The organism is Streptomyces sp. NPDC092952, from assembly GCF_044754785.1.
Lineage (GTDB): Bacteria > Actinomycetota > Actinomycetes > Streptomycetales > Streptomycetaceae > Streptomyces.
The window spans coordinates 1-26525 of the sequence record NZ_JBIVPT010000035.1; the positions used below are offsets into that span (position 1 = coordinate 1).

At 73.9% G+C, this 26525-nt stretch carries 17 protein-coding genes; 6 read left to right on the forward strand and 11 right to left on the reverse strand.

The window, feature by feature from the left end; genetic code table 11:
• The first annotated feature begins 411 nt into the window (after positions 1-411).
• Entirely contained in the window at positions 412-861 is a 450-nt protein-coding gene (locus ACIQGQ_RS36020; protein ID WP_402404550.1) for a PTS glucose transporter subunit IIA, read from the forward strand.
• A 76-nt stretch (positions 862-937) separates the two neighbouring features.
• Positions 938-2608 (forward strand): phosphoenolpyruvate--protein phosphotransferase, encoded by a 1671-nt coding sequence (gene ptsP / locus ACIQGQ_RS36025; protein ID WP_402404553.1) that lies wholly within the window; start codon positions 938-940, stop codon positions 2606-2608.
• A gap of 75 nt (positions 2609-2683) precedes the next feature.
• Here ptsP and ACIQGQ_RS36030 read toward each other — a convergent pair whose 3' ends face one another.
• Positions 2684-3547 (reverse strand): hypothetical protein, encoded by an 864-nt coding sequence (locus tag ACIQGQ_RS36030; protein WP_402404606.1) that lies wholly within the window; start codon positions 3545-3547, stop codon positions 2684-2686.
• Between the two features lie 160 nt (positions 3548-3707).
• Positions 3708-5684, reverse strand: a complete 1977-nt coding sequence (locus ACIQGQ_RS36035) for an acetoacetate--CoA ligase (RefSeq protein WP_402404556.1) — start codon at positions 5682-5684, stop codon at positions 3708-3710.
• 233 nt (positions 5685-5917) lie between these two features.
• Here ACIQGQ_RS36035 and ACIQGQ_RS36040 point away from each other — a divergent pair, with 233 nt between their 5' ends.
• On the forward strand, positions 5918-8269 hold the full coding sequence (locus ACIQGQ_RS36040) for a glycoside hydrolase family 31 protein (RefSeq protein ID WP_402404559.1): 2352 nt from the start codon (positions 5918-5920) through the stop codon (positions 8267-8269).
• Between the two features lie 12 nt (positions 8270-8281).
• Here the strand turns inward: ACIQGQ_RS36040 and ACIQGQ_RS36045 are convergent, their stop codons facing one another.
• Positions 8282-8818 carry an NUDIX domain-containing protein gene (locus tag ACIQGQ_RS36045; protein ID WP_402404562.1) on the reverse strand — a complete coding sequence of 179 codons (537 nt, stop codon included), beginning with the start codon at positions 8816-8818 and terminating at the stop codon, positions 8282-8284.
• Between the two features lie 57 nt (positions 8819-8875).
• Between ACIQGQ_RS36045 and ACIQGQ_RS36050 the strand changes: the two genes are divergently transcribed.
• Together ACIQGQ_RS36050 and ACIQGQ_RS36055 are read left to right on the forward strand one after the other, a co-directional pair.
• A complete protein-coding gene (locus tag ACIQGQ_RS36050) occupies positions 8876-9682 on the forward strand; it encodes a M15 family metallopeptidase (protein ID WP_402404565.1) in 807 nt (268 codons plus the stop codon).
• 97 nt (positions 9683-9779) lie between these two features.
• A complete protein-coding gene (locus ACIQGQ_RS36055; protein ID WP_366299976.1) occupies positions 9780-10157 on the forward strand; it encodes a DUF962 domain-containing protein in 378 nt (125 codons plus the stop codon).
• A gap of 56 nt (positions 10158-10213) precedes the next feature.
• Here the strand turns inward: ACIQGQ_RS36055 and ACIQGQ_RS36060 are convergent, their stop codons facing one another.
• The 4 genes from ACIQGQ_RS36060 to ACIQGQ_RS36075 are packed head-to-tail and all read right to left on the reverse strand — an operon-like array spanning position 10214 to position 14438.
• Positions 10214-10819, reverse strand: a complete 606-nt coding sequence (locus tag ACIQGQ_RS36060) for a GTP-binding protein (protein ID WP_402404568.1) — start codon at positions 10817-10819, stop codon at positions 10214-10216.
• The gene (locus tag ACIQGQ_RS36065; RefSeq protein ID WP_402404571.1) at positions 10800-11222 is read right to left on the reverse strand and encodes a DUF742 domain-containing protein; all 423 of its coding nucleotides are present in this window, start codon (positions 11220-11222) and stop codon (positions 10800-10802) included. The genes ACIQGQ_RS36060 and ACIQGQ_RS36065 overlap by 20 nt, the downstream gene beginning before the upstream one ends.
• 7 nt (positions 11223-11229) lie before the next feature.
• Positions 11230-11673 carry a roadblock/LC7 domain-containing protein gene (locus ACIQGQ_RS36070; RefSeq protein ID WP_366299972.1) on the reverse strand — a complete coding sequence of 148 codons (444 nt, stop codon included), beginning with the start codon at positions 11671-11673 and terminating at the stop codon, positions 11230-11232.
• Positions 11670-14438 (reverse strand): nitrate- and nitrite sensing domain-containing protein, encoded by a 2769-nt coding sequence (locus ACIQGQ_RS36075; RefSeq protein ID WP_402404573.1) that lies wholly within the window; start codon positions 14436-14438, stop codon positions 11670-11672. Before ACIQGQ_RS36075 ends, ACIQGQ_RS36070 begins: the two co-directional genes overlap by 4 nt.
• Before the next feature lie 503 nt (positions 14439-14941).
• Here ACIQGQ_RS36075 and ACIQGQ_RS36080 point away from each other — a divergent pair.
• Complete coding sequence (locus tag ACIQGQ_RS36080; protein WP_402404576.1) at positions 14942-15385, forward strand: hypothetical protein; 444 nt, start codon at positions 14942-14944, stop codon at positions 15383-15385.
• 24 nt (positions 15386-15409) lie between these two features.
• On the opposite strand, the gene ACIQGQ_RS36085 is transcribed toward ACIQGQ_RS36080, so the two are convergent.
• From ACIQGQ_RS36085 to ACIQGQ_RS36100, 4 genes are all read right to left on the reverse strand, one after another.
• A complete protein-coding gene (locus ACIQGQ_RS36085) occupies positions 15410-20197 on the reverse strand; it encodes a hypothetical protein (protein WP_402404578.1) in 4788 nt (1595 codons plus the stop codon).
• A 60-nt stretch (positions 20198-20257) separates the two neighbouring features.
• Entirely contained in the window at positions 20258-21181 is a 924-nt protein-coding gene (locus ACIQGQ_RS36090) for a hypothetical protein (RefSeq protein ID WP_402404580.1), read from the reverse strand.
• Between the two features lie 85 nt (positions 21182-21266).
• Positions 21267-22793: a hypothetical protein gene (locus ACIQGQ_RS36095; RefSeq protein WP_402404583.1), complete on the reverse strand. Its 1527-nt coding sequence runs from the start codon at positions 22791-22793 to the stop codon at positions 21267-21269.
• A gap of 79 nt (positions 22794-22872) precedes the next feature.
• Positions 22873-26523, reverse strand: coding sequence for a hydantoinase B/oxoprolinase family protein (locus tag ACIQGQ_RS36100; protein ID WP_402404585.1), 3651 nt, complete (start codon positions 26521-26523; stop codon positions 22873-22875).
• Between the last annotated feature and the right edge of the window lie 2 nt (positions 26524-26525).

A 26525-nucleotide genomic window follows, 5' to 3' on the forward strand; every position in this document is an offset into this window, starting at 1 on the left:
CGTTTCCGACTCTATCAGACTCTTTCGAGTCCCGATTCCCGGTCGAAGCGGGTTTCGCTTTCCAGTTCCTCGCTTCCGCGATTCCCTTTCCGGCGAGTCCGACTCTATCAGGCCTTTTCTCTTTCCTTGACCAGCCCCTGCAGACATACAGGTGCCACGTCGTAGTGGAGAGTGAATTGCTTGAAGGTCGCCACCGGCCCTCGACTCGAAGGTCATGTTGGGGCCAGGCAGGAGTACGACAGTACAGGCACCAGGGAGTCGAGGCAAATCGTTTCCGGTGTGGCGCTAAGGCCGCGTAGAGGCAGGACTCGGGCGGAACCGGGACTTCTTATGACTTACGCTGCTGAACAGCACGTCGTTGCCCACATTCGGTGACGGCGCCCCACAAGCTCCACCCCTGGGAGGCTCCCTATGACCACTGTGACGTCCCCTCTTGCCGGACGGGCGATCGGGCTCTCCGCGGTACCGGATCCGGTCTTCTCCGGCGCGATGGTGGGGCCCGGTACCGCCATCGACCCGGTGCGTGAGCCGTCCGAGGCCGTGTCGCCGGTCGACGGCATCATCGTCTCCCTGCATCCGCACGCGTTCGTCGTGGTGGACGCGGACGGGCACGGGGTACTGACCCACCTCGGGATCGACACCGTTCAGCTCAATGGTGAGGGGTTCGAACTGCTCGTGAACAAGGGGGACACCGTGACCCGCGGTCAGGGCATCGTGCGCTGGAACCCGGCGGGGGTCGAGGAGGCCGGCAAGTCGCCGGTGTGTCCGGTCGTCGCGCTGGAGGCCACCGCCGACTCCCTCTCCGACGTACTTGAGGACGGCGACGTGAAGGTCGGCGACTCCTTGTTCGGCTGGCAGTGACGAGCCCGGTCCGATGACGGCCGACTGGATATCCACCGCGGAGGCGGGAGCCGCCGCACGACCGGAGACGGGTGACATGGAGACAACGCTGCGAGGCGTCGGCGTGAGCCACGGAGTGGCGATCGGCGAGGTGCGTCATATGGGGACGGCGGTGCTCGAACCGCCGGCCAAGCAGATCCCCGCCGAGGAGGCCGGGTGTGAGCAGGGGCGCGCCCGGCAGGCCGTCGAGGCCGTCGCCGCCGACCTGATCGCACGCGGGAACCTGGCCGGGGGCGAGGCCCAGCACGTGCTGGAGGCCCAGGCCATGATGGCTCAGGACCCCGAACTGATCGCCGACGTGGAGCGCCGTATCGCCGTCGGCAGCACCGCCGAGCGCGGGGTCTACGACGCGTTCGCCGCGTACCGGGCGCTGCTCGCCAATGCCGGGGAGTACCTGGCGGGGCGGGTCGCCGACCTCGACGACGTGCGCAACCGGATCGTCGCCCGGCTGCTCGGGGTGCCGATGCCCGGGGTGCCGGACAGCGACGAGCCCTATGTGCTGATCGCCCGGGACCTGGCGCCCGCGGACACGGCGCTCCTCGACCCGGCCCTGGTGCTCGGCTTCGTGACCGAGGAGGGCGGGCCGACCAGCCACAGCGCGATTCTCGCCCGCGCTCTCGGGGTGCCGGCGGTCGTGGCGCTTCCCGGTGCCGGTGAGCTCGCCGAGGGCACGGTCGTGGCCGTGGACGGCAGCACCGGTGAGATCTTCGTCGAGCCGAGCGCCGAGAAGCGCGCGGAGATGGAGAGTGCCGCCGCGGCGCGCAAGGCCGCGCTCTCGGCCGCGTCCGGTCCGGGGGCGACCTCCGACGGCCACAAGGTGCCGCTGCTCGCCAACGTCGGCGGGCCGGGCGACGTCCCGGCCGCGGTCGAGGCCGGTGCGGAGGGCGTGGGGCTGTTCCGTACCGAGTTCCTGTTCCTGGACGACAGCGAGCGGGCGCCGTCCGAGGAGAAGCAGATCGCCGCGTACCGCGCGGTGCTGGAGGCGTTCCCCGAGGGGCGGGTCGTCGTACGGGTGCTGGACGCCGGGGCCGACAAGCCGCTGGCCTTCCTGACCCCCGCAGACGAACCGAACCCGGCGCTGGGTGTGCGCGGGCTGCGCACCCTGCTGGACCACCCGGAGGTGCTGCGTACCCAGCTGACCGCGCTGGCGAAGGCGGCCGAGGGGCTCCCCGTCCACCTGGAGGTCATGGCGCCGATGGTGGCGGACCGGACGGACGCCAGGGCCTTCGCCGACGCCTGCCGCGCTGCCGGTCTCCAGGCGAAGTTCGGTGCGATGGTGGAGATCCCGTCCGCCGCGCTGCGGGCGCGTTCGATCCTGCGGGAGGTGGAGTTCCTCTCGTTGGGCACCAATGACCTGGCGCAGTACACCTTCGCCGCCGACCGGCAGGTCGGCGCCGTGTCGCGGTTGCAGGACCCGTGGCAGCCCGCGCTGCTCGACCTCGTCGCCCTGGCGGCGGAGGCGGCCCGCGCCGAGGGCAAGAGCTGTGGTGTCTGCGGTGAGGCCGCCTCCGATCCCCTGCTGGCCTGTGTCCTGACCGGGCTGGGCGTGACGTCGCTGTCGATGGGCGCCGCCTCCCTTCCCTATGTCCGCGCCACGCTGGCGAAGTACACGCTCGCGCAGTGCGAGCGCGCCGCGTCGGCCGCCCGCGCGGCCGACTCCGCCGAGGAGGCCCGGATCGCGGCCCAGGGCGTGCTCTCGGGCGAGTAGCGTCGCGGTTGCCGTAAGGACTGAGGACACGGAGGGGCTTCCCGCCCGATGGCGGCGGGGAGCCCCTCCGCGCTGTCAGTGGTGGGCCTCCGGTTCGTCCGCGCCGATGTCGAAGCCCGCGCAGTACTCCACGTGCGGCTCGGGGGCGATCGGTTCGCCGGTCTCGGCGTCGGTGCAGTAGGCGTCGAAGACCTCGGCGGCGGCGAGTGGGACGAGGGCGCCCCGCTTCAGCCGCCAGCCGTGCACCCGGTCCCCTGCGCCGGGGCGGGTCGTACGGAGCACGAGCCCGGCGGGCCTTTCGAGGGCGATGGCGACGGCCAGCACCGTCACGAACTCGGCGCCCTCGTCCGGCCCGATGAGGGCCGGTCCCTCGGCATCGCGCGCGGTGTGCAGGACGGCCACCAGGTGTTCGCTGTCGGCGGGGGTGCTGCAGACCAGGTGGTGCGTGCCCGTGCCCGCCGCCTCCAGGACCCGGAGCAGCAGGTGCGAGGCCCGGTCGAAGGCGGCACGGCCGATGTCCTCCCCGCACTCCGCGCATGCGCCGAGGCCGGCCAGGCGTGTCGTGGCGTACTCCCAGGTGGCCCGGCGGGCGGCCCGGTCGGCCAGGAGGGGGATCAGGTCGTCCAGGGCCTGTCCGGTGTAGGTGACGGTGGCGCCGACGGAGGCGACCTCGGCGGTGAAGCGGCTGCGGCTGTCCGGGGTGTCCGGTGGCAGCCCGGCGTCGGCGCAGAACTCGGCGTACTCCTCGGGGTCGAAGAGGGCGACCGTGGTGTGCACTCCGCGTGCGGACAGGTGTTTCAGCAGGCTCTCGACCTGCTGGAGGTAGAGGGTGTGGTCGTCGAAGGTGAAGGTGCGGTAGCGCCGCATCGCCGCGAAGTCACGCTCGTCGGCCAGCAGGCCGATGGTGCTGGGTGCTTCGCGGCGCAGCGCGCGGCGCATGGACGCGGCCGACCGGTCGGGACGGGACGGCCTGCCCTGGTTGTTCTTCCCGTTGTTCGTGGTGTGCCCCATGACTCCCCCAGTGCGCTGTCGATCAATGCTCACTCAGAGTAATCACGGGCACTGACAACGGGACGGTCGGTGACGTGGGCGGTGGTGGTCAGGCGCGTTCGCGGGCCAGTTCCTCGTAGAAGTGGAGGAGTTCGATCCGGTCGATCGAGCCGGGGTTGACCGCCTTCTCCAGGGCCGTTCCCTGCAACAGACGCTTGATCGGGACCTCGATGCGCTTGCCGGTGAGGGTGTGCGGGATGCCGGGGACCTCGATGACCTCGTCCGGGACATGGCGCGGGGAGAGGTTCTCCCGGATGGTGCGCTTGATGCTGTCGCGCAGTGCGTCGTCGAGCCGGGCGCCCTCGGCGAGGTGGACGAAGAGCGGCATCCAGTAGCCCCCGTCGGGCTCTTCGATGCCGACGACGAGGGACTCGCGGATCTCGGGGAGCCGTTCGACGGCCTCGTAGATGTCCGAGGAGCCCATCCGTACCCCTTGGCGGTTGAGCGTGGAGTCGGAGCGGCCGTGGATGATCACCGAGCCGCGGTCGGTGAGGGTGATCCAGTCGCCGTGGCGCCAGACGCCGGGGTACATGTCGAAGTAGCTGTCGTGGTAGCGGCTGCCGTCGGGGTCGTTCCAGAAGCGGACGGGCATGGAGGGCATGGGGGCGGTGACGACGAGTTCACCGACCTCGCCGGTCAGCGGGTTGCCCGCCGGGTCCCAGGACCGCAGGTCGGTGCCGAGGCAGGCGGCCTGGAGCTCGCCGATGTGGACCGGGAGGGTGGGGACGGCCCCGGCGAAGCAGCTGCAGACGTCCGTGCCGCCGCTGACGGAGGCGATCCAGAGATCGTCGGCCACCTCGTCGTGGAGCCAGCGGAAGCCGTCGGGCGGGAGGGGCGAGCCGGTGGTGGCGACGCACTGGACGCGGGAGAGGTCGAGGTCGCGGCCCGGGTGGATGCCGGCCTTGCGGCAGGCCATGACGTAGGCGGCGGAGGTGCCGAAGAGGGTGGCCCCGGTCTGTTCGGCGACCCGCCACTGGGCGCTGACGTCGGGGTGTCCGGGGCTTCCGTCGTAGAGGACGACCGTGGTGCCGGTGAGGAGGCCGGAGACGAGGAAGTTCCACATCATCCAGCCGGTGGAGGTGTACCAGAAGAATCGGTCCTCCGGCCCGAGGTCGCAGTGCAGGCCGAGCTGTTTGAAGTGCTCCAGCAGGATGCCGCCCTGGGACTGGACGATCGCCTTGGGGAGCCCGGTGGTGCCGGAGGAGTAGAGGACCCACAGCGGGTGGTCGAAGGGGACCTGCTCGAAGACCGGCTCGGTGTCCGCTGCGGTGACGGCGGACCATTCCAGGGCGCCCTCGGGGGCCGCCGTGCCGAGCAGCGGGATGTGGACGACGGCGCGCAGGGTGGGCAGTTCCCGGCGCAGCTCGGCGACGGTGTCCGCGCGGTGGTGCTCCTTGCCGCCGTAGCGGTAGCCGTCGACGGTGAACAGGACGACGGGTTCGACCTGCTGGAAGCGGTCGAGGACGCTGCGGGCGCCGAAGTCCGGGGCGCAGGACGTCCAGACGGCGCCGACGGCCGCGGTGGCGAGGAGGGCGACGACGGCTTCCGGGATGTTGGGGAGGTAGCCGCTGACCCGGTCGCCGGGGGCGACGCCCAGGGCGCGGAGCTCGGCGGCGAGCGAGCCGACCCGGCGGCGGAGCTCGGCCCAGGAGACGGGGACCTGGGTGTGGGTCTCGTCTACGTGGATCAGGGCGGGGGCGTCCGCGCGCAGCGGGTCCTCGGCGGTGCGCAGGGCGTGCTCGGCGTAGTTGAGGGTGGCGCCGGGGAACCACTGGGCGCCGGGCATGGCGCGGTCGGCGAGGACTGCCTCGTACGGGGTGGAGAAGCGTACGTCGAACCAGTCGGCGACGGCCCGCCAGAAGGTGTCGAGCTGTTCCACGGACCACTGGTGCAGCGCCGGGTAGCCGCCCTCGGCCGGTGCTCCGTAGCGCTGGGCGGCCCAGCTCTGGAAGCGGGTGACGGCGGCGGCCGCGATGCGGTCGGGGCCGGGCTGCCAGAGGGGGGTCTCGTCGGCTGCGGTGGTCATGGGGCGGCTCCCTGGCTCTGCGGGTACGCGGGGTGGGCGTGGGTCGCGCGCACGTGCCGGGGTGTGCGCGTGAGGCGGCCTTTACGGACGATGCCATGTGATCGTCTTTCGCACCAGGGTTCGCCACCCATGGCCGGCGGCCCGGACATGTGGTCCGGCCACGGGTCCGGGCCTGGGTGAACGGAAGTTGAACGGAGCCCACGTCCGCCCGGTTCGATGGCAGGGTGAGCCGCATGAACGGTCGTGACCTGGTGCGCTCGGTGAAGATAGTCGGTTCGGTGCGGGGGCTGCGTACGGTGCGCTCCTCCTGGCGGCACCGGGGCGCGGATGCGCGGGCGCTGCCGCCGCGCGGTGCGGAGCGGGCGCGGGTGCCGGGGCCGGTGGTGGGTGCGGAGCCGGGGCCGGGCGGGGGTGTGGTGCGGTTCGCGCGGTCCGTGCTGCGGGTGCGGGTGGCGGTGGGGGGCGCGGTGTTCTGGGGCTGGGACGGGGCGGAGCCGCTTCCGTCGTACGCCCTGGCGGGCGCGGCGCCGGAGCCCGATCCGCGGGCGGTGCTGGAGCCGGACACGGACGGTGGCTGGCAGGTGGTCTCGGAGCGGCTGACCGTCGCGGTGTCCCGGCACGGGGCGGTGGAGCTGCGGACCCCTGGCGGGGTGGTGCTGCGGCGGGAGCTGCCGCCGCGCTGGTGGGAGCCGGTGGCGGGGGGCGGGGCGCGGTGGGTGCAGCGCTCCGAGGTGCCCGCGGACGCGCGGTTCTTCGGGCTCGGGGGTCGGGCGTCGGGGCCGCGGCTGCGGGACGGGGCGTACGAGTTGTGGAACACCGATCCCGGCGGCCGGTTCGGGCCGCAGGACGATCCGCTGTACCTGACGATGCCGGTGCAGCTGGTGGTCGGTGACGCGGGGACGCATCTGATGTTCCACGACAACTCCTGGCGGGGGCGGGTGACGCTGCGCGAGGGCGAGGAGGGTGCGGGCTCGGGGCACGACCGGCCGGGGACGTGCGAGGTGCGGATGGACGGCGGGCCGTTGCGCTGCTGGGTGGTGACGGGGACGCCGTCCCGGGTGCTGCGGGGGTGGTCGGCGCTCACCGGTGCTCCGGCGCTGCCGCCGGGCTGGGCGCTGGGCCCGCAGCACGCCCGGTGGGGGTTCGGGAGCGAGCGGGAGGTGCGGCGGGTGGTGGCCGGCTACCGGGAGCGGGGGCTTCCGCTGTCCGCGCTGCATCTGGACATCGACCACTTCGACGGGCACCGGGTGTTCACGGTGGACCGGGAGCGGTTCCCCGATCTGCCGGGGCTGGCGAAGGAGTTGCGGGAGGACGGCGTGCGGCTGGTGTCGATCGTCGATCCGGCGGTGAAGGCGGAGCCGGGGAACGCGCTGTTCGACGCGGGGGCGGCGGTCGGGGACGGCGGGGCGTTCGTGCGGGACGCGCGGGGGCGGCTGGTGCGCGGTGAGGTGTGGCCGGGTGAGTGCGTGTTCCCGGACTTCACCGATCCGGCGGTGCGGGAGTGGTGGGGCGGTCTGTACGAGGAGCGGCTGGCGCAGGGCTTCTCCGGGGTGTGGCACGACATGAACGAGCCGGTGTCGTTCGCGGCGTTCGGCGATCCGACGCTGCCCCGGTCGGCGCGGCACGCGCTGGAGGGCCGTGGCGGTGACCACCGGGAGGCCCACAACGTGTACGCGCTGGCGATGGCACGGGCCGGGTACGAGGGGCTGCGGCGGCTGCGCCCGGCGGAGCGTCCGTTCCTGTTCTCGCGGTCCGGCTGGGCGGGGATGCAGCGGTACGGGGGCACCTGGTCCGGTGATGTGGAGACCGGCTGGCCGGGGCTGCGGGCCTCGTTGGCGCTGGTGCTGGGGCTGGGGCTGTGCGGGGTGCCGTACTCGGGGCCCGATGTGGGCGGGTTCGACGGGGCGCCGTCGCCGGAGCTGTATCTGCGGTGGTTCCAGCTGGGGGCGTATCTGCCGTTGTTCCGTACCCATGCGGCGATCGACGCGGGGCGGCGGGAGCCCTGGGAGTTCGGGCCCGAGGTGCTGGAGCACGCGCGGGCGGCGCTGGCGGAGCGGGAGCGGCTGCATCCGTACTTCGTGACGCTGGCGCGGCTGGCGGGGCTGACCGGTGCGCCGTACGTGCGGCCGTTGTGGTGGCGGTCGCCCGGGGACCGGGCGCTGCGGGACTGCGGGGACGCGTTCCTGCTGGGGGACGCGCTGCTGGTGGCCCCGGTGCTGGAGCCCGGCGCGGACCGGCGGGCGGTGCGGCTGCCGCGGGGGCGCTGGTACGACACGGCGACCGGTGCGGTGTACGAGGGGCCGGGGCAGGTGTTGCCGGACGCGCCGCTGTCGCGGATTCCGGTGCTGGCGCGGGCCGGTTCGATTCTGCCGGTGCGGGGTGCGGACGGCGGGGTGGAGCTGGAGGTGTGGGCTCCCGCGCAGGGGCGCCGGGGCGGTGGGGCGGTGGTCCGGGACGTGGGGGACGGCTGGGAGCGGGCGGAGGTCGAGCGGTACACCTCGCGCTGGGTGGACGGGCGGGTCGTGGTGGAGCGGGAGGGGCGCGAGGGGCCGGTGGGGTATCCGGTGCGGGTGCGGGGCCGGTAGGGCGCGTACCGGTCAGCGGTAGTGGCCGTCGAACCAGGTGCGGACAACCCGGGTGTGGAGCGGGAAGGCGAGTTCGGCGGGGGCGGTCAGCAGCCGGAAGCCGTCCGTCTCGTCGGTGGGGCGGGAGGCCGGGAGGGCCGTGGCGGGGCGGGGCGGAAGGAGGCCGAAGAGGAGGAGGTGGCCGTCGGGGGCGCTGAGGGCGTCGGCGAGGCGGACGTCCTGCGCCGCCGCCCGGATGCCGGTCTCCTCGCCGAGTTCCCGTACGAGCGCGTCCTTCCAGTCCTCGTCGTGGTCGATGTAGCCGCCGGGGAGGGCGAGGCCGCCCCGGTGGGGCGGGACGGTGCGGGTGATGACGACGAGGCCGGTGCCGTCGGGGCCGGTGACGGGCAGGAGGGCGACGGCGACCGGCAACGGGTTGCGGTAGGCCGTGGTGGAGCAGGCGGCACAGGTGCGGGGCCAGGTGGCCGGCGGAGGGTCGTAGCGGGCTCCGCAGCTTCCGCAGTGGGAGTCCTTGACGGGTTCGGCGGGCTTGCTCCGGGATTCGGACACGCGCGGACTGTACCGGATCGCCGGGTGGAGAGCCCCGCACTGCTGGATTATGCGGTCATGACAAAACTTGCTTCCGCTCTCCGTGTCCTGGCGGCCGCTGCCGCCGCCCTGTTCGCCGTCGCCGCCACCGCCCCGGCGGCGACGGCCGGACCGGAACCGAAGGCGCCCGCGGAGTTCGTCGCGCTGAGCTCGGTGGACCCGACGATCATCCAGGAGATGCGCTACCCCACCGCCCACACCTTCATGGGCGTCCCGGTGGACGGCTACCGCCAACCGCTCTGCATCCTGACCCGCCCCGCGGCGCGGGCCCTGCACCGGGCGCAGACCCGGCTGCTGCGCCAGGGCTACTCGCTCAAGGTGTACGACTGCTACCGGCCGCAGCGGGCGGTCGACCACTTCGTACGGTGGGCGAAGGACCTCGACGACCAGGCCATGAAGGGCGAGTTCTACCCCCGGGTCGACAAGACGCGGCTGTTCGCGGACGGGTACATCGCGGAGAAGTCCGGGCACAGCCGCGGCAGTACGGTGGACCTGACGCTGGTGAGGCTGCCCGCCGCGCCGACCCCGCCTTACCATCCGGGCGGTGAGCAGGTGCCCTGCTACGCGCCGGCCGCCGAGCGGTTCCCGGACAACTCGGTGGACATGGGCACCGGGTTCGACTGCTTCGACACGCTCTCCCACACCGACGACCCGCGCGTCCAGGGGGTGCAGCGCGCCCATCGGCAGTTCCTGAAGAAGACGCTCACCGAGGCCGGTTTCGTGAACCTGGCCGAGGAGTGGTGGCACTACACCTTCAAGCCGGAGCTGTTCCCGGACACCTACTTCGACTTCCCGGTGGCCCGGCGGTCCGTCGCCGGGCACTGACGCCGGGCGCGCGGGCGGACGGCCGGGGCCGCTCCTGCGCGGGTCCGGCCGCCGCGCGGGCGTTTCCGGTTCCCGTTCCAGCGGCTACGGTGCCGGTATGGCTGAGCAGACGTTCGATTCGTACGAGGAGTTCTGGCCCTACTACGTGGCGATGCACTCGAAGGCCGCGACCCGGTGGGTCCATCTGACCGGCACCCTGACCGGACTGGCGCTCACCGCCTACGGCCTGGCCCGGGGGCGCAAGCGGTATCTGGCCGCGTTGCCGCTGATCGGGTACGGGACCGCCTGGCCCGCGCACTTCCTGATCGAGAAGAACAATCCGGCCACCTTCGGGCATCCCGTCTGGTCGCTCCGCGGCGACGCGCAGATGATCCGGATGATGCTGGCGGGGCGGGACGGGGAACTGGCGGAGACCGCCGCCAAGTGGCTCGCCGAGCACCCCTGCGGGCAGGAGCCCTGCCGGCAGGGGGACTGACCGGACGCGAGGGGGCCGGGCACCGGAGCGTGTCCGGCCCGTCCGCCGGGAACGCCCTACGTCGCGGCCGGCTGGCGGTCGCGGCCGACCCGGGCGGCCGCGTGCTCGACGACGGCCACGAGCACGTCCCGTACCGAGGCGCGGTCGCGTGCGTCGCACATCAGCAGTTCCACCTCCGGATCGAGGTCCAGCGCGGCCCGCACCGTCCCGGCGGGGAAGGCCTCGGCCCCCTCGAAGCGGTTGACCGCGACGGTGAAGGGGATCTTGCGGCGTTCGAAGTAGTCGACCGCCGCGAAGCAGTCCTCCAGCCGCCGGGTGTCCGCGAGCACGACGGCCCCCAGCGCGCCCTGGGCCAGTTCGTCCCAGAGGAACCAGAAGCGGTCCTGTCCCGGGGTGCCGAAGAGGTACAGCACCAGGTCCTCGCGGAGCGTGATCCGGCCGAAGTCCATGGCCACCGTGGTGGTGGTCTTCGCCTCCACCCCCGCCAGGTCGTCCACCGGGCGGCCCGCCTCGCTGAGGGTCTCCTCCGTGCGCAGCGGCCTGATCTCGCTGACCGCGCCGACCAGCGTCGTCTTGCCCACGCCGAACCCGCCCGCCACCAGGATCTTCAGGGTAACGGGCTCCACGGGCCGCTTCTTGCGGCTAGAGCGCCCGAAGACCATTGATCACCTCTCGAAGAATGCTCACGTCCGGCAGTTCGGCCGGCGGAACGGGACGGGTCACATGCACCAGCTCGTCCTCGACGAGATCGCCGACCAGCACCCGGACCACCCCGACGGGGAGGTCCAGGCCGGCCGCGAGCTCCGCGATCGACTGGGGCATGCCGCTGCAGAGTTCGACGATCTCCACGTGTTCCGGGGAGAGCGTCCGGTCCCGGCCGGGGTCGTCGGCCGCGGGTTCGGGCACGACGACCGCGATCAGGTCGAGCCGATGGCGGGATGCGCTGCTGGTACGGCCCCGGGTCATCGCGTACGGACGGACCACCGGTCCCGCCTCGTCGTCGTACCAGTGCGGGGCCTGCGGGTCGGTGGGCGTGGCCGGGGATCCGGGCGATTCGGCGCTCACCGTCCACTCACCCCCCGGCGGACTGACCGGTCGTCCTGGGCGCGTTGGCCAGGTGGGCGCCGACGCGCTTGACCATCAGCGTCATCTCGTACGCCACCAGGCCCACGTCGGAGTCCGCGTCGGCCAGCACCGCGAGACAGCTGCCGTCACCGGCGGCCGTGACGAACAGGAACGCCCCTTCGAGTTCGACGACGGTCTGGCGGACCCGGCCCGCGTCGAAGTGGCGCCCGACGCCCTTGGCCAGGCTGTGGAACCCGGAGGCGACGGCCGCCAGGTGTTCGCTGTCCTCGCGGGTCAGGTCCTTCGAGGTGCCGGTGGCGAGGCCGTCGCTGGAGAGCACCAGCGCCTTGCGGATGCTGGCGACGCGCTCGACGAGTTCGTCGAGGAGCCAGTTGAGCTGGCCGGAGCCCTGGCGTACGGCGGTGGTTGCTGCGACGTTCGGTGCGGTCATCGACCGTCCCCTCCCGGAGTGGTTCCCTGTGCTGTGTCACCGTGGCCGGCTGTGTCCTCGGCGTTCTCGGCGTTCTGCCGTCGGCCGCGTTGCCAGCCGCGCTGGAGCGAAGCCATGCGGCTGCGCACTTCCTCCGCATCACGCTCGAAGTCCAGGTCCGGTTCCGTCCGGTCCGGTTCGGCTTCGCGGACGACCGTTTCCTCCCGCAGCTGCGGGGCGAGGCTGGCCTGCCGGATGCGGCGGGGCAGGCCGCCCACGGTCTCCCGGGTGTCCGCGGTACCGGCGGGCTTCCGGAAGCCGGCGGGCTGCCGGGGCTCGGTGGCCGTCCCGGGGCGGGCGGTGCGGTCGGTGTCGTGGGGGATGCGGGCGGTGGCGCGCCCGTCCGTGTCGGCGGTCGCGAGGCGGGTGCGGGCCGGTCCGTCGACCCGGCGGCCGTTCTCGGCGACCAGGGTCGGAGGCTTGCGGCGGGGCAGCGGCACCGGGGCGCCGGGCCCCTCTCCGGCCGGCCGTTCGGGGGCCTGCTGGTGCTGCTCGCGGTCGGTCTCGCGCCGCAGGTCGCGGGCGCGGAAGATCCCGCCGCGCTCGCTCTCGGTCCCGTCGAGGTCGTCGGCGCCGCCCAGCAGGGGGTCCAGGAGCGGGTCGAGCGCGGGGCCGTCGTCGAAGCCGAGCGTGCCGACGGGGCCTTCGAGTTCCACGGGGCCGTCCAGGAGGGCCGGGTCGGCCAGACCGGTGGGGACGGGCGAGAGGCCCGGGGACCTGCCGGTGGTCCGGCGGTCCGGGGCGCCGCCCCCGGGAGGCGTTTCGGCGGAGCCGCTGCCGATGGCCCGTTCGGCCCGGCGGTCGAGGCGGAATCCGGCGCCGTGGGTCTCCGGGGCCTCGGTGAGCAGCGTCGCGGGGATGAAGACGACGGCGGTCGTGCCTCCGTACGGGGACTTCTGGAGCGAGACCCGGACGTTCTGGCGCTGGGCGAGGCGGCTGACCACGAAGAGGCCGAGACGGTCGGTGTCGGAAAGCTCGAACTCGGGGGTCTCGGCGAGTCTGAGGTTGGCGTCCAGGAGGACGTCGGGTGTCATGCCGAGGCCCCGGTCGTGGATCTCCAGGGTGAAGCCGTTGGCCACCCGCTCGCCGTGCACCTGGACCGCGGTGTGCGGCGGTGAGAACACGGTGGCGTTCTCCAGGAGTTCGGCGATCAGATGGGTGAGGTCGGCGACGGCCGGGCCGCCCACGCCGATGCGGTCCAGCCGGCGGACCTCGATCCGCTCGTAGTCCTCGACCTCGGCGACCGCGGCGCGCACCACGTCCATCAGCTGGATCGGCTTGCGCCACTGCCGGGAGGGGGCCGCGCCGGAGAGGATCACCAGGCCCTCGGCATGGCGGCGCATGCGCGTGGTGAGGTGGTCGAGGCGGAAGAGGTCGGCGAGTTCGTCGGTGTTCTCGGTACGGCGCTCCATCGCGTCCAGGAGTGTCAGCTGCCGGTGCAGCAGGACCTGGTTGCGGCGGGCGAGGTTGACGAAGACCTCGGAGACGCCGCGCCGCATGTCCGCCTGCTTGACGGCCGCTTCGACGGCGGCCCGTTGCAGGGTGTTGAGGGCCTGGCCGACCTGTCCGATCTCGTCCCGCTCGTACTGGAGGTGCGGGGCCTCCGTCTCCACGTCGACCTGCTCCCCGGCGGCGAGCCGGCGCATCACGCTCGGCAGCCGTACGCCGGACACCTCGTGGGCGTCCTTGCGGAGCCGGGAGAGGTCGCGGATCAGCTCACGGCCGATGCGTACGGAGACGAAGACCGAGCCGACCAGGGCGAGGAACCCGAGGACACCGGCGACACCGGCCTTGATCAGGATGCCGTACCCGGCGGGCCTGCCGCGTTCCTGGAACCGGACGTTCATCTCCGTGGAGTCGGTGGCCAGCCGGTCCAGGACCGGGGAGGCCACCTCCTGCCAGCGCTCGGCGTCGACGGACCGGGGGTCCTCGGTGGGCCCCTCCTCCACGAGGACCTTCTCCGCCGTCCGCAGCGGCTCGCTGTCCGGGCTCGCCCAGTACTGCTCCACGCTCTGGCGTTCCGAGGCGGGCAGCGCGTCCACGTTGATCTCGTAGAGCAGCTTGCGGTTGGCCACCAGGTCGGAGACCTGGCGCAGTTCGTCGGCGGTGAGGCGCCCGGCGACCAGTGACGACGCGACCAGGGCGTCCTCGCGGGAAAGCATTTCGCGGGCCCGGGAAATTCCGGCCAGCGCCCGGACCTGCTTGTCCATCGACACGTTCTCCATCGTGCGGAGTCCGGTGAGGAAGCGGTAGCAGGGGTCGATGAAGCGGCCGTAGAACTCCATGGCCTTGGCACGGTCGATGGTTCGCTGGTCGACCGATTCGCGGAGGGCGCCCAGCCCTTCGACCGTCGCGAGGATCGAGCTCAGCTGTGCGTCGTCCTCCGCGCTGAGCTCTTTCCGGATGTCCTTCTGCCGGGCACCGTTCTTGACACCGGCCAGGACCTTGTCGGTGGCCGCGCGCTGGCGCTGCAGCAGCGGGAGGGCGTCGGAGGCCCTGGGGTCGGCGAGGAAGACCAGCGTCTGGCGGCGCTCGTCCTGGATAGCGCGGACGGTGTCCTCCAGCGGGTGGCCGACCTTCTCCACGATCGCGCTCGCGCCCATGAGGTGACGGGCCTCGCGTCCCGTCAGATACGTGGCGAATCCCCAGAGCCCGGTGAGAGAGACGAGCGGCACCAGCAGCAGCGCCACGATCTTCCTGCGGATGGACTTCCCGCGAAAGCGCATGGACTCCCCCAGCTCGACCCCGCGGGGCGGGGGTCGTGTTTCGTCAACAAACGGCGCGAGCCTACTACCGACGGAGTAACAACTCGAAGGGTCGTCCGGACTATTTTCAGCCGCGCTATCCGGGCCCGATCGCAGGTTGTCCTGATATCGCGAGCGATGAAATTCGCGAAAGCGGCAGAAGAAGCCCTCCATGGCTTGATCCCACCCGGCAGAGCAGTTGGCTGGAATTATTCGCTTCGCTCCGACTTGGGGGAATCTTCACCGCCGCTCACTCGTCTCTCTGTACGGGGCAGGGGTAACACGAGGAGTGTCGGGGTCCGTTCGGCGGGACCATGGCCGGAGCCGGAGCGTCCGGGCCGCCGGGCGCGCGTCGGAGGACGGGGCTCCGCGGACGGAGCGGTCCACCGCGCTCACAGATCGTGGAGCGTTCCGGGCGGCAGCCCTGAAGTCGGACAGTGGTGGGGAGTTGAGGGTCCTTGGAAACGGAACAGCGTCGCGGCGCGGTGTCTTCGGCACCGGCCGGGGCGGCGGGTGCGGCCGGGGGCGGGGCCAGGGTCCCGCGCCAGCAGCTGTGGGTGGAGGAGCCGGCGACCCGGTGGCGGATGCCCGACCCGGTGCGCGGCTCCGCGGTGCGTGCCGTGATCATCATGTCGCTGACGATCATTCAGGCCATGGTGGCGTTCCTGTGCACGCTGACCGATTCCTGGCTGGCCTTCCCGATGGTGCTCAGCGGTGTGGCCAGCACCGTGGTCGCGACCTGGTCGGTGCTGGACGTCTGGGTGACCCGGCAGGTGTGGAACCAGCGCAACGGCGTGGTCTCCGTGCCGAGCAGTTCGGCACGGCGGCTGCGCCGGGAGCGGCGCAGGGCACGGCGGGCGGCGCGGGCGGCGCAGCGGGACGAGGCCCGGATACGCCGCCGGGCCCCGGAGAGCCTCTCCGGGGCCTGAGCGCCGCGCGCCGCCCGACGCGGCCTACGCTCCGCCGGGATCGGCGGTGGCGGCCCGCTTGAACATCCGGGTGGCGGTGATCTCGCCGTGCACCGTCTCGCCGTTCGGGTCCTGCTGCGGCAGCCCGGGGCGCAGATGCTCCTCCACGCTGATGTACTTCAGCCCGGCCCGCAGGTCGGCGTCGTTGCGCAACCGGATGACCAGCGGGAACTCGGCGAGCGCGGTGGTGTCGAAGAGCCCCGTCGTGTACAGCAGCTGCACGCCCAGGGCGTCCGACACCGCGCGCTGGAGCTCCAGCAGGTAGGTGGCGTTGGCGCGGCCGATGGGATTGTCCAGGAACAGGGTGCCCGCGTGGCGGTGCTGGTGCCGGTCGCGGCCCCGGTCGTTGCTGCGCAGTGCGGCCATCGTGCAGTAGAGGGCGATGGCCGCGGTGAGCAGCTGACCGCCGGAGAAGACGTCGCCCATCTGCCCGACCGGTACGCGCTCGGCGCGCAGCACCGCGTCCGGCTTGAGGATCTCCACGGCGATGCCCCTGGGCTCCAGGGCGGCCTGCACACCGCGCAACAGCAGGGACATGCCGTCCCGGCGCAGGTCGGAGTTCTTCTTCAGCGCGGCCCGGGTCGCCTCGTCGACGACCTCGCCGAGCCGTTCGGTGAGCGTCGCCTGGTCGGGCTCCTCGAAGCGGATGCGGAGGAACTCCTGGCCGGACCACTCCCCCAGGCCCTCGGGGAGCCGGGAGAGGCGCTGGGCCGAGCGGAGGGTGGTGAGGGCGGACTCCACGAGGCCGCGGAGCCGGTCGACGATGGAGTCGCGGTTGCGTTCCAGCTGGGCCAGTTCGTCGGTGAGCACCCGGAGCCGGGGGGCGAAGGCGGCGGCCCACTTCTCGGCGTGCTCGGGCAGCGCCGAGGCGGGCAGCTCGCGGATCTGCTGCCGGGCGGGGGTGCGTACCTGCTCGTATCGGGTGGCGTTTGCGTGGCGTACGAGGACGTCGCCCGCCTCCCGTACGGCGCTCTCGGCGGCGGACAGGTCGGCGGCGCAGCCGCGCAGCGAGCGCCGGGCCTCGGCGGCGGACTGCCGGGCCTCGCCGAGGCTGCCGGGGTAGGGCTCGGGGGTCTCGGGGTCGTCCTCCGCGCCGTGGTCCCTGAGCAGGTCGCGCAGGAGGGCCGCCGTCTCGTCGAAACCGCCCGCCGAGTCCTCCGCGGTGCGGTGGGCGTGCAGCAGCTCGGCGTGGGCGGCGCGGGCGGTGTCCAGCGTCGCGGTGGCGGCGGCGAGCTCGGCGGTGGCGGTGCGCAGCAGGATCTGGGCCTGCTCGGCGTCGACGGGGACGAGCTCCTCGGGGAGTTCGGTGTGGTGGGGCTCGCCGTCGGCCGGAGCGAGCCGCTCGGCCTCGCCGCGGAGCCGGCCGAGCTGCTCGCTCGCCGTGGAGGCCCGGGTCTCCAGGAGCTGGACGAGGGATTCGGCGCGGGCGGCGGCGGCCTGCCGGGAGGGGCCGTCCGCGCCGTCGGTGGATTCGAGGAGCTGGGCGGCGCGGGTGCGGACCTTGTTGGTGAGCCGGTCGAGCTCGGCGAGGGCGGCGCTCTCGTCGCTCTCCGCGCGGGCCTGCTCGGCGCGGAGGTCGGCGCCGACGCCGACCTTCTCGTACAGCTGGGAGGCGGCCCGGTACGCCTCGCGCAGTGCGGGCAGGGCGGGGCGCGGGCGGTCGCCGTCGGGCTCCGGGAGCTGCTCGGGGGCGCCGGCGATCTCCGCCCGTTCGGCGCGCAGGGCGCGGGCGGTGCGGCGGGCGTCGTCGGCGGCGCGCTGGGCGGCGCGGCGGTCCTCGTCGGCGGCGCGGGCGCGCTCCAGGAAGGTGGCGGCGCGGGCCTCTGACTCGGCGGCCTCGTCGGTGAGTCCACGGAGCTTGAGCTGCCAGCCCGCCCGTTCGCGGAGCCGGTGCGCGAGGCCGGCGAGGGCGTCGGCGGCGCGGCGGGCGCGCTGGGCGGTCTCCTGGCGCTCCTCGCGGACCCGGGCGGTGTCGGCGGCCGCCTCGTCCGCCTCGGCGCGCACCGTACGGGCCTCGGCCAGCTCGGCCTCGGCGGTCCCGGCGAGGGTACGGGCGGTGCGGGCGGCCTCGGCGAGCTCGGCGAGCATGCCGGGCGGGCAGTCGGCCCGCCAGGAGCCGATCCGGGCGGCCAGGGTGCGGTCCCCGGCGAGGCGGGCAGCGAGGGCGCGGATGTCCTCGTCGCGGGCGGCGGTGCGGCTCCTGAGGGCCTGTCGTTCCTCGTCGGCCGCGTGCTCGTCGTGCATCGCCGGGTTCGGCGGGACCAGGAACACGCCCTCGGTGTCCGCGGCCGGGCCGGTGCCGGTGGGCGGGACGGGGGCGAGCAGGGCGGCGGCGGTGCCGACGGCGACCGCGGAGCGCGGCAGCAGCGCGGCTCCGCTCAGCACCTCGCGGGCCCGGGCGTGCGAGTCGGGGTCGGTGATGACCACGCCGTCGACCAGCTCGGGGCGGGCGGCGAGGACGGCCGCGTGGTCGGCGGGGTCGACGGCCTGGGCGAGGTAGCGCCAGCCGGGCAGGGCGGGGATGCCGTGCTCGCCGAGGTACTCGACGGTGGCGAGGACGTCGGGCGACGGGGGCAGCAGCCCGCCGTCGCCGAGCGCGCCGAGGATGCGGGAGTCGTCGGCGGCGGCGGTGCGCAGCTCGAAGAGGCGGCGTTCGGCGGCGGTGATGGACCGGTCGAGCAGCTCGCGCAGTTCGTCGGCGCTCCGGTCCAGCTCCTGGGCGGTGAAGGGCTGTTCCTGGCCGGTGGTCTGCTCGGCGACGGCGGTGCCGGTTCCGGTGCCCGGTGCGGCCGGGGCCGTGCCGCCCGGCTCGGCGGGGCCGCCGGCCGGTTCCCCGGCGGGGCGCCGGTCGGTGCCGGTGCCGTGCGGGGCGTCCGGCTCCGGGCCGCCCGCGCCGCTGCGGGGCCGGGGCACGCCGGTGCCGGGGTGCGCGGGCAGTCCGAGCAGGTCGGCCAGCCGGGGGTCGGCGGCGATCGACTCGGCGGTCCTGAGCTCGGCCCCGTGGGCCTGTTCCGCGGCGTGGGCGGCGTCGGCGGCGCGGGCGGCGGCGAGCTCGGCGCGGCTCTCGGACGCGGCCGCCTCCCGGGCCGTGTCGGCGGCGGCGCGGGCGGCCTCCCGGGCGGTGTCCCAGGCGGCGACGGCCGAGGTCTCGGCGTCGCTCGCGGCGAGGGCGGCCCGGGCCGGGTCGGCGTCCGGCGCGGTGTCGTCGAGCCAGCCGGCCCGTACCGCCTGGGCGGTCTCCTGCTCGACCTCGGCGAGGCGCTGGCGCAGGTGCCCGGCCTCGCTGCGGGCGCGCTGGGCCTCGGTGGCGGCGGTGGTGGCGTCGCGGTGGGCCCGCTCGCCCTCGGTCTGGAGGGTGGCGGAGCGCTCCTCCTCCTCGTTGGCGCGGGTCTCGCCGGCCTCGGCGGCGGTGTGCAGGGCCTGGACGAGGTCGGCGGCGGCCGTGGCCCGGGCGGCGAGGGCGGGCGCGGCGTCCCGTTCGGCCTCGCGGATGGCGACGGCGACCCGGGCGGATCGGTCGGCGGCGGCGCGGTGGCGGAGCACCGCCTCGGCGGCCTGCCAGGCGGAGTGCAGGGTGCGGGCGTCGGTCAGCTCGCGGCGCTGGGCGGCGGCGCCCTTCTCTGCGGCGGTCAGGGCCAGGGAGGCGTGCCGGTAGGCCAGTTCGGCGGCGATCAGGGCGCTGCGGCCGCGGTCCTGCTCGGCAGTGGTCACGGTGTGCGCGGCGGCGGTCACCTGCTGGGCGAGCTCGGCGGTGCGGCCGCGTTCCTCGACGGCGCGGGCGGAGAGCCTGCGGGCGAGCGTACGGGTGCGGCGTTCGGCGCCCGCGTGGACGTCCCGGGTGCGGGAGCGGGTCCGCGCGGCCTCCACGATCCGGCCGAGGAGGTCGACGGAGCCCGCGGTGAAGTCGCGTTCGGCGGTCAGCTCGGCGCGGCGGCCCAGCTTGTTGCCGAAGCCGCTCACCAGGTCGGCGAGGCCGTCGGTGTCGCGGGTGTCGGTGACGGCGCGCAGCAGCAGGTCGGTGAAGTCGGAGTCCTTCTTGACCGCGAAGAGTCCGGCCGCCTCGCCCTCGTCGGCGTTCATCTCGCGCTGGTAGCGGAAGAGTTCGGGGTCGAGGCCGAGGTCGCCGAGGTGTTCGTTCCAGCGGTCGTGGATCTCTTCCCAGTGCACGTCGAGGTGCTGGTAGAACTTGCCCGCCTCGGTGAGGGCGTCGCGGAAGCCCTTCATCGTGCGGCGCCTGCCGCGCGCGCCGGAGACGCCTTCGGCCGACGGGCGTACGGAGGTGGCCTCGGCGACCGGCAGGGAGTCCAGGCCGAGGCCGGGGCCGGGGCGGAAGGAGTACCAGGCCTCGGCGAACTTCCGGGGGTCGTTGGAGACCTGGCGGCCACGCCATTCGCTGACCTTGCCGACGACCACGCACTCCCCGGTGAGGGTGTGCTGCCACTCCAGGGCCACGTGCCCGCAGTCGTCGGCGAGGAGGAACTTGCGCAGCACGCCGGAGCTGGCGCCGCCGAGGGTGTTGCGGTGGCCGGGGAGCATCACCGAGAAGATCAGCTTCAGCAGCACCGACTTGCCGCCGCCGTTCTCCAGGAAGAGCACGCCGGCGGGGGCGGGTCGGCGCGGCGGGCCGACCGGCTCCTCCTCGAAGAACTCCGCCTGGGCCGGTGCGGGGTTGGGCACGGGTTCGCCCACTCCGCGCAGGTCGAGCACGGTATCGGCGTAGCGTGCACCGGCAGGCCCGATGGAGTAGAGGCGGACCCGGGACAGCTCGTACATGGCGGCGGACTCTCGTCGTTCAGACAGCGGCAGGCAAGGGGGAAGCGGTGGGGTGCCCGGTCAGGCGTGGAAGGGCAGGCCGGCGTCGGCGGCCAGTTCCAGGTCGTCGGTACCGGGCGGCGGGAGCAGGGTCGCGGTGCCGTCGGTGACCGGTACGACGCCGAGCTCCAGCAGTTCGGCCATGGCGGCGGCGCCGGCCATGTCGCGGACCTGGAGCTGGTAGCGGGCGGTGGTGCGGAAGGCGCCTCCGGCGTCGTCCCCGGTGCGCTGGAGGAAGCCGGAGTCGGTGAGGAAGGCGACGGCCTTGCCGACGATGCCGGTGGTGGAGCCGGCCAGCCGCCGGGCGTCCTTCGTGGCGCCGGTGGAGCTGCGGCGGGCGTAGATCCGCCAGGCCGCCTCCAGCCCGGGGGCGTCGGTGGCGGGGTCGGTGTTGTCGCCGTGCTCGGCGGCGCGTTCCTCCAGGCGGTGGCAGGCCTGGCGGACGAAGGAGTCGACGCCGTTGACCGTGATCCGGCCGATGTACGCGTCGTCGGCGAGGTCCTCGGGGCGGGGGAAGGCCATCGCGGCGACGGCGAGGTGGGCGAGCCCGTGCAGGAAGCGGTCGGCGGAGTCGGAGGAGGCACGGCGGGCGTAGTCGCCCATGCGGACGGCGAAGACGGAGTCCTCGGCGGCGGTCACGGCCATGCCGGCGCGGGTGGAGACCTCCAGGACGACCAGGCCGAGCCCGGTCGCCACGGCGTCGGCGAGCCGGGCGAAGGCGGGCTCGTCCCGGTAGCGGCGGAGCAGTTCGGCGTACTCGGCGTCGCGGGCGGGCAGCAGCTTGGGCTGGAGGCCGAAGGCGACGAGCCGGGCGGCGTCGGCCGCGTCGGCCGGGGTGACGGGGGGTGCGGCGGCGGGGCCGGGCTGTTCGGCGGGGCCCTCGACGGGGTACGCGGTGGCCTGCTCGCTCCACGCGTCGTCGTGCGGTGCGCGGTGCTCGCTCACGGCTGTCGCTCCTTGTTGCGGAAACACTTCGGTACGGGGTGGGCGGCGCGGGCTGCTGTCTGGAGGGCCCGGGGCGGTGCGGCGCTCATGACGCCTCCGAGCGGTCCGCGGCCATCCCGGCCGCGTCCAGCAGGGCCGTGCCCACGATCAGGTCGGCGCCGCCGAACTCGGGGTCGTCGAGCGGGGTGCCGTCGTCGACGGAGAACAGCAGCCGCCGCTCGCCCTGGCGGTAGGCGGTGCCGACCGGCGGGCTCGCGGCGTGCACCGCGAGCAGGGCGACCAGGTAGGGCAGGTCGTCGTCGCGGCGCCGGGCCTCGGCGAGGAGCCCGGACAGACGGCGCGGGGCGTCGTGCTCCAGGTCCAGCAGCTCCATGGCGGCGGCGAGCTGCTCCTCGCTGAATCTGCTGTCGTCGGGGGTGGCGATCAGGTCGGGCTCGGGCATCTCCACACCCAGGTGCTCCCGCTCCAGGGGCGGGGTGAGCAGCATCTCGACCAGGTCGCCCACCCGCACCGAGACGGGGGTGCGCAGACCGGTGCCGTGGGCGAAGAAGGCGTCGGTGACGCGGATCGCCCGCTCGACGGGGAGCGGCAGGAGCGGGGCGACCAGCTGGCCGTACAGGTCGAGCCCGGTGCGGGCGGCGGGGGTGGCGAAGGCCTGCCGGTCCTGCTCGGCGCGGAAGAGCGGTCCGGCCTCCAGGAGGCGGGACTGGAGCTGGGTGTGGCGGCGGATGCAGTCCTTGACGATGTCGACCAGCTCGGCGGCGCGGCGCTTGTGCTCGGGCTCCTCCGCCTCGTCGCGCGCCTTGCGGATGTTGGTGAGGATCGCGTTCTCGTGGCGGTAGCGGTCGGCCACGTGGTCCAGCGCCTCGGCGATCATGTCGGGCACGGCGTTGAGCCAGTCGACGGCGCGGACGTTGCGCCGGGTGGCCTCCAGGGTCTTGCGGAGGGTCTCCGCGTACTGGACGGTGCGGTAGCGGGCCTGCTCGGCGGCGAGCTGGGCGTCGGCGAGGCGGCCCCGGCTGATGAGGACCTCCAGCTTGACCTCGGCGGCGATCTGGGCGCTGGTGACGTCCGTGTCGAGGGCGCCGACCAGGACGTTGACCGCCTCGTCGGTGGCGCGGAGGTAGACCGTGCCGCCGTGGCCGGGGACCTCCTCGATCAGCTTGAAGTCGTAGTCGCGGCGGACGTAGACCCCGTCGGGGCCGAAGGTGCCGTAGACCGCGCGGAATCCCCGGTCCACGCTGCCGACGTTGATCAGGTTCTCCAGCACCCAGCGCGCGACGCGCTCGTGCTCGGCCGCCGGGCGGTGCGGGGCCTGGGCGGCGACGCGCGGGAGCAGCCTGGTCACTATCTGGTCATGGTCGGCCCCGGTGTCGAAGTCCATGTTGAGGGTGACCAGGTCGATCGCGGCGAGGGCCACCTCGGCCATCGCGTAGACCGTGTACTCACCGGCCAGGTTCGCCTTGCGTACGTCGAGGTCGTGCAGCGGCGCCGTGCAGGCGAGGGCGCGCAGCCGCCGCGAGAGCCCCTCGTCGGCGGCCGGGCCCGGGGCGGGCCGCGGCCCCGCGCCGAGCTGGGGCGCGGCGTTGTCCGTGTAGGCAGGCGAAGTCACGGTGCACAGATTAGGTCCTCGCACCGACAACGGTCGAAACGGCGCAGAAGCGACCCGCGCGCGAGACACCGGGCATATTTTACGCGCTGCCGGGACGGCCGTCGTCCTCCTGCCGGGGCGCCTCCGGCGCGGCTCCGTAGCCCCCGCCGCCGGGGGTGCGCAGCACCAGGACGTCGCCCGGCTCCAGTTCGGCGGTGTCGCAGCCGTGCAGGGGGGTGTCGGGCCGTCCGTCGGGGTGCTCGACGTGCTGGTCGCCGAGCGCGCCCGGTCCGCCGCCCGCCATGCCGTACGGCGGGACCCGGCGGTGGCCGCAGAGCAGGGTGGCGGTGACGGGTGCCAGGAAGCGGAGCCGCCGCTCCACGCCCCGGCCGCCGTGCCGGAGCCCTCGGCCGCCGCTGCCGTCGCGGATCCGGAAGCTCTCCAGCAGGACGGGGTAGCGCCATTCGAGGATCTCGGGGTCGGTGAGGCGGGAGTTGGTCATGTGGGTCTGTACAGCGTCGGTGCCGTCGAAGCCGTCGCCCGCGCCCGAGCCGCTGGCGACGGTCTCGTAGTACTGGACGTGTTCGTTGCCGAAGGTGAGGTTGTTCATGGTGCCCGAGCCCTCGGCCTGGATCCCGAGGGCGCCGTACAGGGCCCCGGTGACGGCCTGGGAGGTCTCCACGTTGCCCGCGACGGTGGCCGCCGGGTGGGCCGGGGACAGCATGGAGCCCTCCGGGATCCTGATCTCCAGGGGTTTCAGGCAGCCGCTGTTGAGCGGGATGTCCTCGGCGACCAGGGTGCGGAAGACGTAGAGCACGGCCGCCATGACCACGGAGCGCGGCGCGTTGAAGTTGCCGGGCTGCTGGGGCGAGGTGCCGGTGAAGTCGACGACCGCGCCGCGGGCCTCCCGGTCGACGGTGACGGAGACCGCGATGACCGCGCCGTTGTCGGTCTCGTAGCGGTAGGCGCCGTCGTGGAGGCCGGCGACGATCCGGCGGACGGACTCCTCGGCGTTGTCCTGGACGTGTCCCATGTACGCGGCGACCACGTCGGGGCCGAACTGGTCGGTCATGCGGCGGAGTTCGGCGATGCCCTTCTCGTTGGCGGCGATCTGGGAGCGCAGGTCGGCGAGGTTGGCCTCCGGGTCGCGGGAGGGGTACCTGGCGCCGGTGAGCAGGGCGCGGGTCTCGTCCTCGCGGAACCTGCCGTCGCGTACCAGCAGCCAGTTGTCGAACAGCACGCCCTCCTCGTCGACGGTGCGGCTGAAGGCGGGCATGGAGCCGGGGGTGATGCCGCCGATCTCGGCGTGGTGGCCCCGGGAGGCGACCAGGAAGCGCGGGTGTTCGCCGTCGTCCGGGCCGAAGACCGGGGTGACCACCGTGACGTCCGGCAGATGGGTGCCGCCGTGGTACGGGTCGTTGACGGCATAGGCGTCGCCGGGGCGCATGGTGCCCCTGTTGCGCCGCAGCACCTCCTTGATGGACTCCCCCATCGAGCCGAGGTGGACGGGGATGTGCGGGGCGTTGGCGATCAGGTTGCCGTCCGCGTCGAACAGGGCGCAGGAGAAGTCGAGCCGTTCCTTGATGTTGACGGAGTGCGCGGTGTTCTCCAGGCGCACGCCCATCTGCTCGGCGATCGACATGAAGAGGTTGTTGAAGACCTCCAGCAGGACGGGGTCGACCCGGGTGCCGACGGCGGTGCGGTCCGGGCGCGGGCGGGCCCGGGTCAGCAGCAGGTGCCCGGTCCCGGTGGCGGCGGCCTGCCAGCCGGGGTCGACGACGGTGGTGGCGTCCGCCTCGGCGATGACGGCGGGGCCGGTCACGGTGTCGGTGGGGCGCAGTTCCGCCCGCAGGTGGAGCGGGGTGTCCTGCCAGCGGCCCTCGGCGTACATCCGCACGGCGTCGTGCGGGCGGGGTGTGGTGCGGGTGCGGGGCGGGGGGCCGGCCGGGGGTGCGGCGGGGCGGTCCGCGTCGCCGGTCGCCTCGACCGTCACGGCCTCGACGACCAGGGGCTTGTCCATGGTGAAGGCGTAGCGGGCGCGGTGCTCGGCGGTGAAGGCGGCGGCCATGGCGGGCGCGGTGTCCAGGTCGACGGGGAGGCCCGAGTCCGTACCGGCGTAGCGCAGCAGGACCCGGGCGCGGGTGCGGATCGCGTGGTCGGGCACGGAGTCGGCGCGCAGGTCGGCACGGGTGGCGGCGGCCAGTTCCGCGCAGACGTCCCGGACCTCGGCCTCGGTCGCCGGGGTCAGTTCCGTCTCCACCGACCGCTCGCGCATCGCGGTGGCGTCGGCGAGGCCGATGCCGTACGCGGACAGCACCCCGGCGAGCGGTGGTACGAGCACGGTGTCGATGCCCAGGGAGTCGGCGACGGCGCAGACGTGCTGGCCGCCCGCGCCGCCGAAGCCGGTCAGGGCGTAGCGGGTGATGTCGTGTCCGCGCTGCACGGAGATCTTCTTGACCGCGTTCGCCATGTTGAGGACGGCGATCTCCAGGAATCCGGCGGCGGTCCCGGCGGCCGTGTGCCGGGCGCCGGTGGCGCGGCCGATCTCGTCGGCGAGCGTCCCGAAGCGTTCGCGGACCAGGTCGGCGTCGATCGGGAGGTCGCCGCCGGGGCCGAAGACGGCCGGGAAGTAGCCGGGCTGCACCCGGCCGAGCAGCACATTGGCGTCGGTGACGGTGAGCGGGCCGCCGCGGCGGTAGCAGGCCGGGCCGGGGACGGCGCCCGCCGAGTCGGGGCCGACCCGCTGGCGGCGGCCGTCGAAGTGGAGGACGGAGCCGCCGCCGGCCGCGACGGTGTGGATGCTCATCATCGGGGCGCGCATCCGCACCCCGGCGACCTGGGTGCCGAGTTCGCGTTCGAACGTGCCCGCGTAGTGGGACACGTCGGTGGAGGTGCCGCCCATGTCGAAGCCGATGACCCGGTCGTACCCGGCCTGCTCGGAGGTGCGGGCCATGCCGACCACGCCGCCCGCGGGGCCGGAGAGCACGGCGTCCTTGCCCCGGAACCGGGCGGCTTCGCGCAGGCCGCCGTTGGACTGCATGAACAGCAGCCGGATGCCGTCGAGTTCACCGGCGACCTGGTCGACGTAGCGGCGCAGGATCGGCGAGAGGTAGGCGTCGACGACGGTGGTGTCGCCGCGCGGTACGAGTTTGATCAGCGGGCTCACCTCGTGCGAGCAGCTGACCTGGGTGAAGCCCGCCTCGCGGGCGGCGTCGGCCACGGCCCGCTCGTGCCCGGGGTGGCGGTAGCCGTGCATCAGGACGACGGCGGCGCTGCGCAGCCCGGCGGCGCGGGCGGCGCGCAGCCGCTCGGTGACGGCCGCCCGGTCCAGGGGGGTGATGGTCCGGCCGTGGGCGTCGATCCGCTCGGGGACCTCGATCACCCGCTCGTAGACGTCCTCGGGGAGCACGATGTGCCGGTCGAAGAGGCGGGGCCGGTTCTGGTAGGCGATGCGCAGGGCGTCCCGGAAGCCCTCGGTGACGACCAGGACGGTGGGTTCGCCGTGCCGTTCCAGCAGGGCGTTGGTGGCGACGGTGGTGCCGATCCGTACGGCGGCGATCCGGTCGGCGGGGACGGGTTCGTCGGGGCGGAGGCCGAGTACGGCCCGGATCCCGGCCACGGCGGCGTCGCGGTGGCGCCCGGGGTCGTGGGAGAGCAGCTTGCGGGTGACCAGGTGTCCGTCGGGGGCCCGGCCGACGACGTCGGTGAAGGTGCCGCCCCGGTCGATCCAGAACTCCCAGCCTCCGGTCATCC

Coding starts and splice junctions, on each gene's coding strand:
- ACIQGQ_RS36020 (WP_402404550.1), top strand. CDS start 412: ATGACCACTGTGACGTCCCCTCTTGCCGGACGGGCGATCGGGCTCTCC.
- ptsP (WP_402404553.1), top strand. CDS start 938: ATGGAGACAACGCTGCGAGGCGTCGGCGTGAGCCACGGAGTGGCGATC.
- ACIQGQ_RS36030 (WP_402404606.1), bottom strand. CDS start 3,547: ATGCGCCGCGCGCTGCGCCGCGAAGCACCCAGCACCATCGGCCTGCTG.
- ACIQGQ_RS36035 (WP_402404556.1), bottom strand. CDS start 5,684: ATGACCACCGCAGCCGACGAGACCCCCCTCTGGCAGCCCGGCCCCGAC.
- ACIQGQ_RS36040 (WP_402404559.1), top strand. CDS start 5,918: ATGAACGGTCGTGACCTGGTGCGCTCGGTGAAGATAGTCGGTTCGGTG.
- ACIQGQ_RS36050 (WP_402404565.1), top strand. CDS start 8,876: ATGACAAAACTTGCTTCCGCTCTCCGTGTCCTGGCGGCCGCTGCCGCC.
- ACIQGQ_RS36055 (WP_366299976.1), top strand. CDS start 9,780: ATGGCTGAGCAGACGTTCGATTCGTACGAGGAGTTCTGGCCCTACTAC.
- ACIQGQ_RS36060 (WP_402404568.1), bottom strand. CDS start 10,819: ATGGTCTTCGGGCGCTCTAGCCGCAAGAAGCGGCCCGTGGAGCCCGTT.
- ACIQGQ_RS36070 (WP_366299972.1), bottom strand. CDS start 11,673: ATGACCGCACCGAACGTCGCAGCAACCACCGCCGTACGCCAGGGCTCC.
- ACIQGQ_RS36075 (WP_402404573.1), bottom strand. CDS start 14,438: ATGCGCTTTCGCGGGAAGTCCATCCGCAGGAAGATCGTGGCGCTGCTG.
- ACIQGQ_RS36085 (WP_402404578.1), bottom strand. CDS start 20,197: ATGTACGAGCTGTCCCGGGTCCGCCTCTACTCCATCGGGCCTGCCGGT.
- ACIQGQ_RS36100 (WP_402404585.1), bottom strand. CDS start 26,523: ATGACCGGAGGCTGGGAGTTCTGGATCGACCGGGGCGGCACCTTCACC.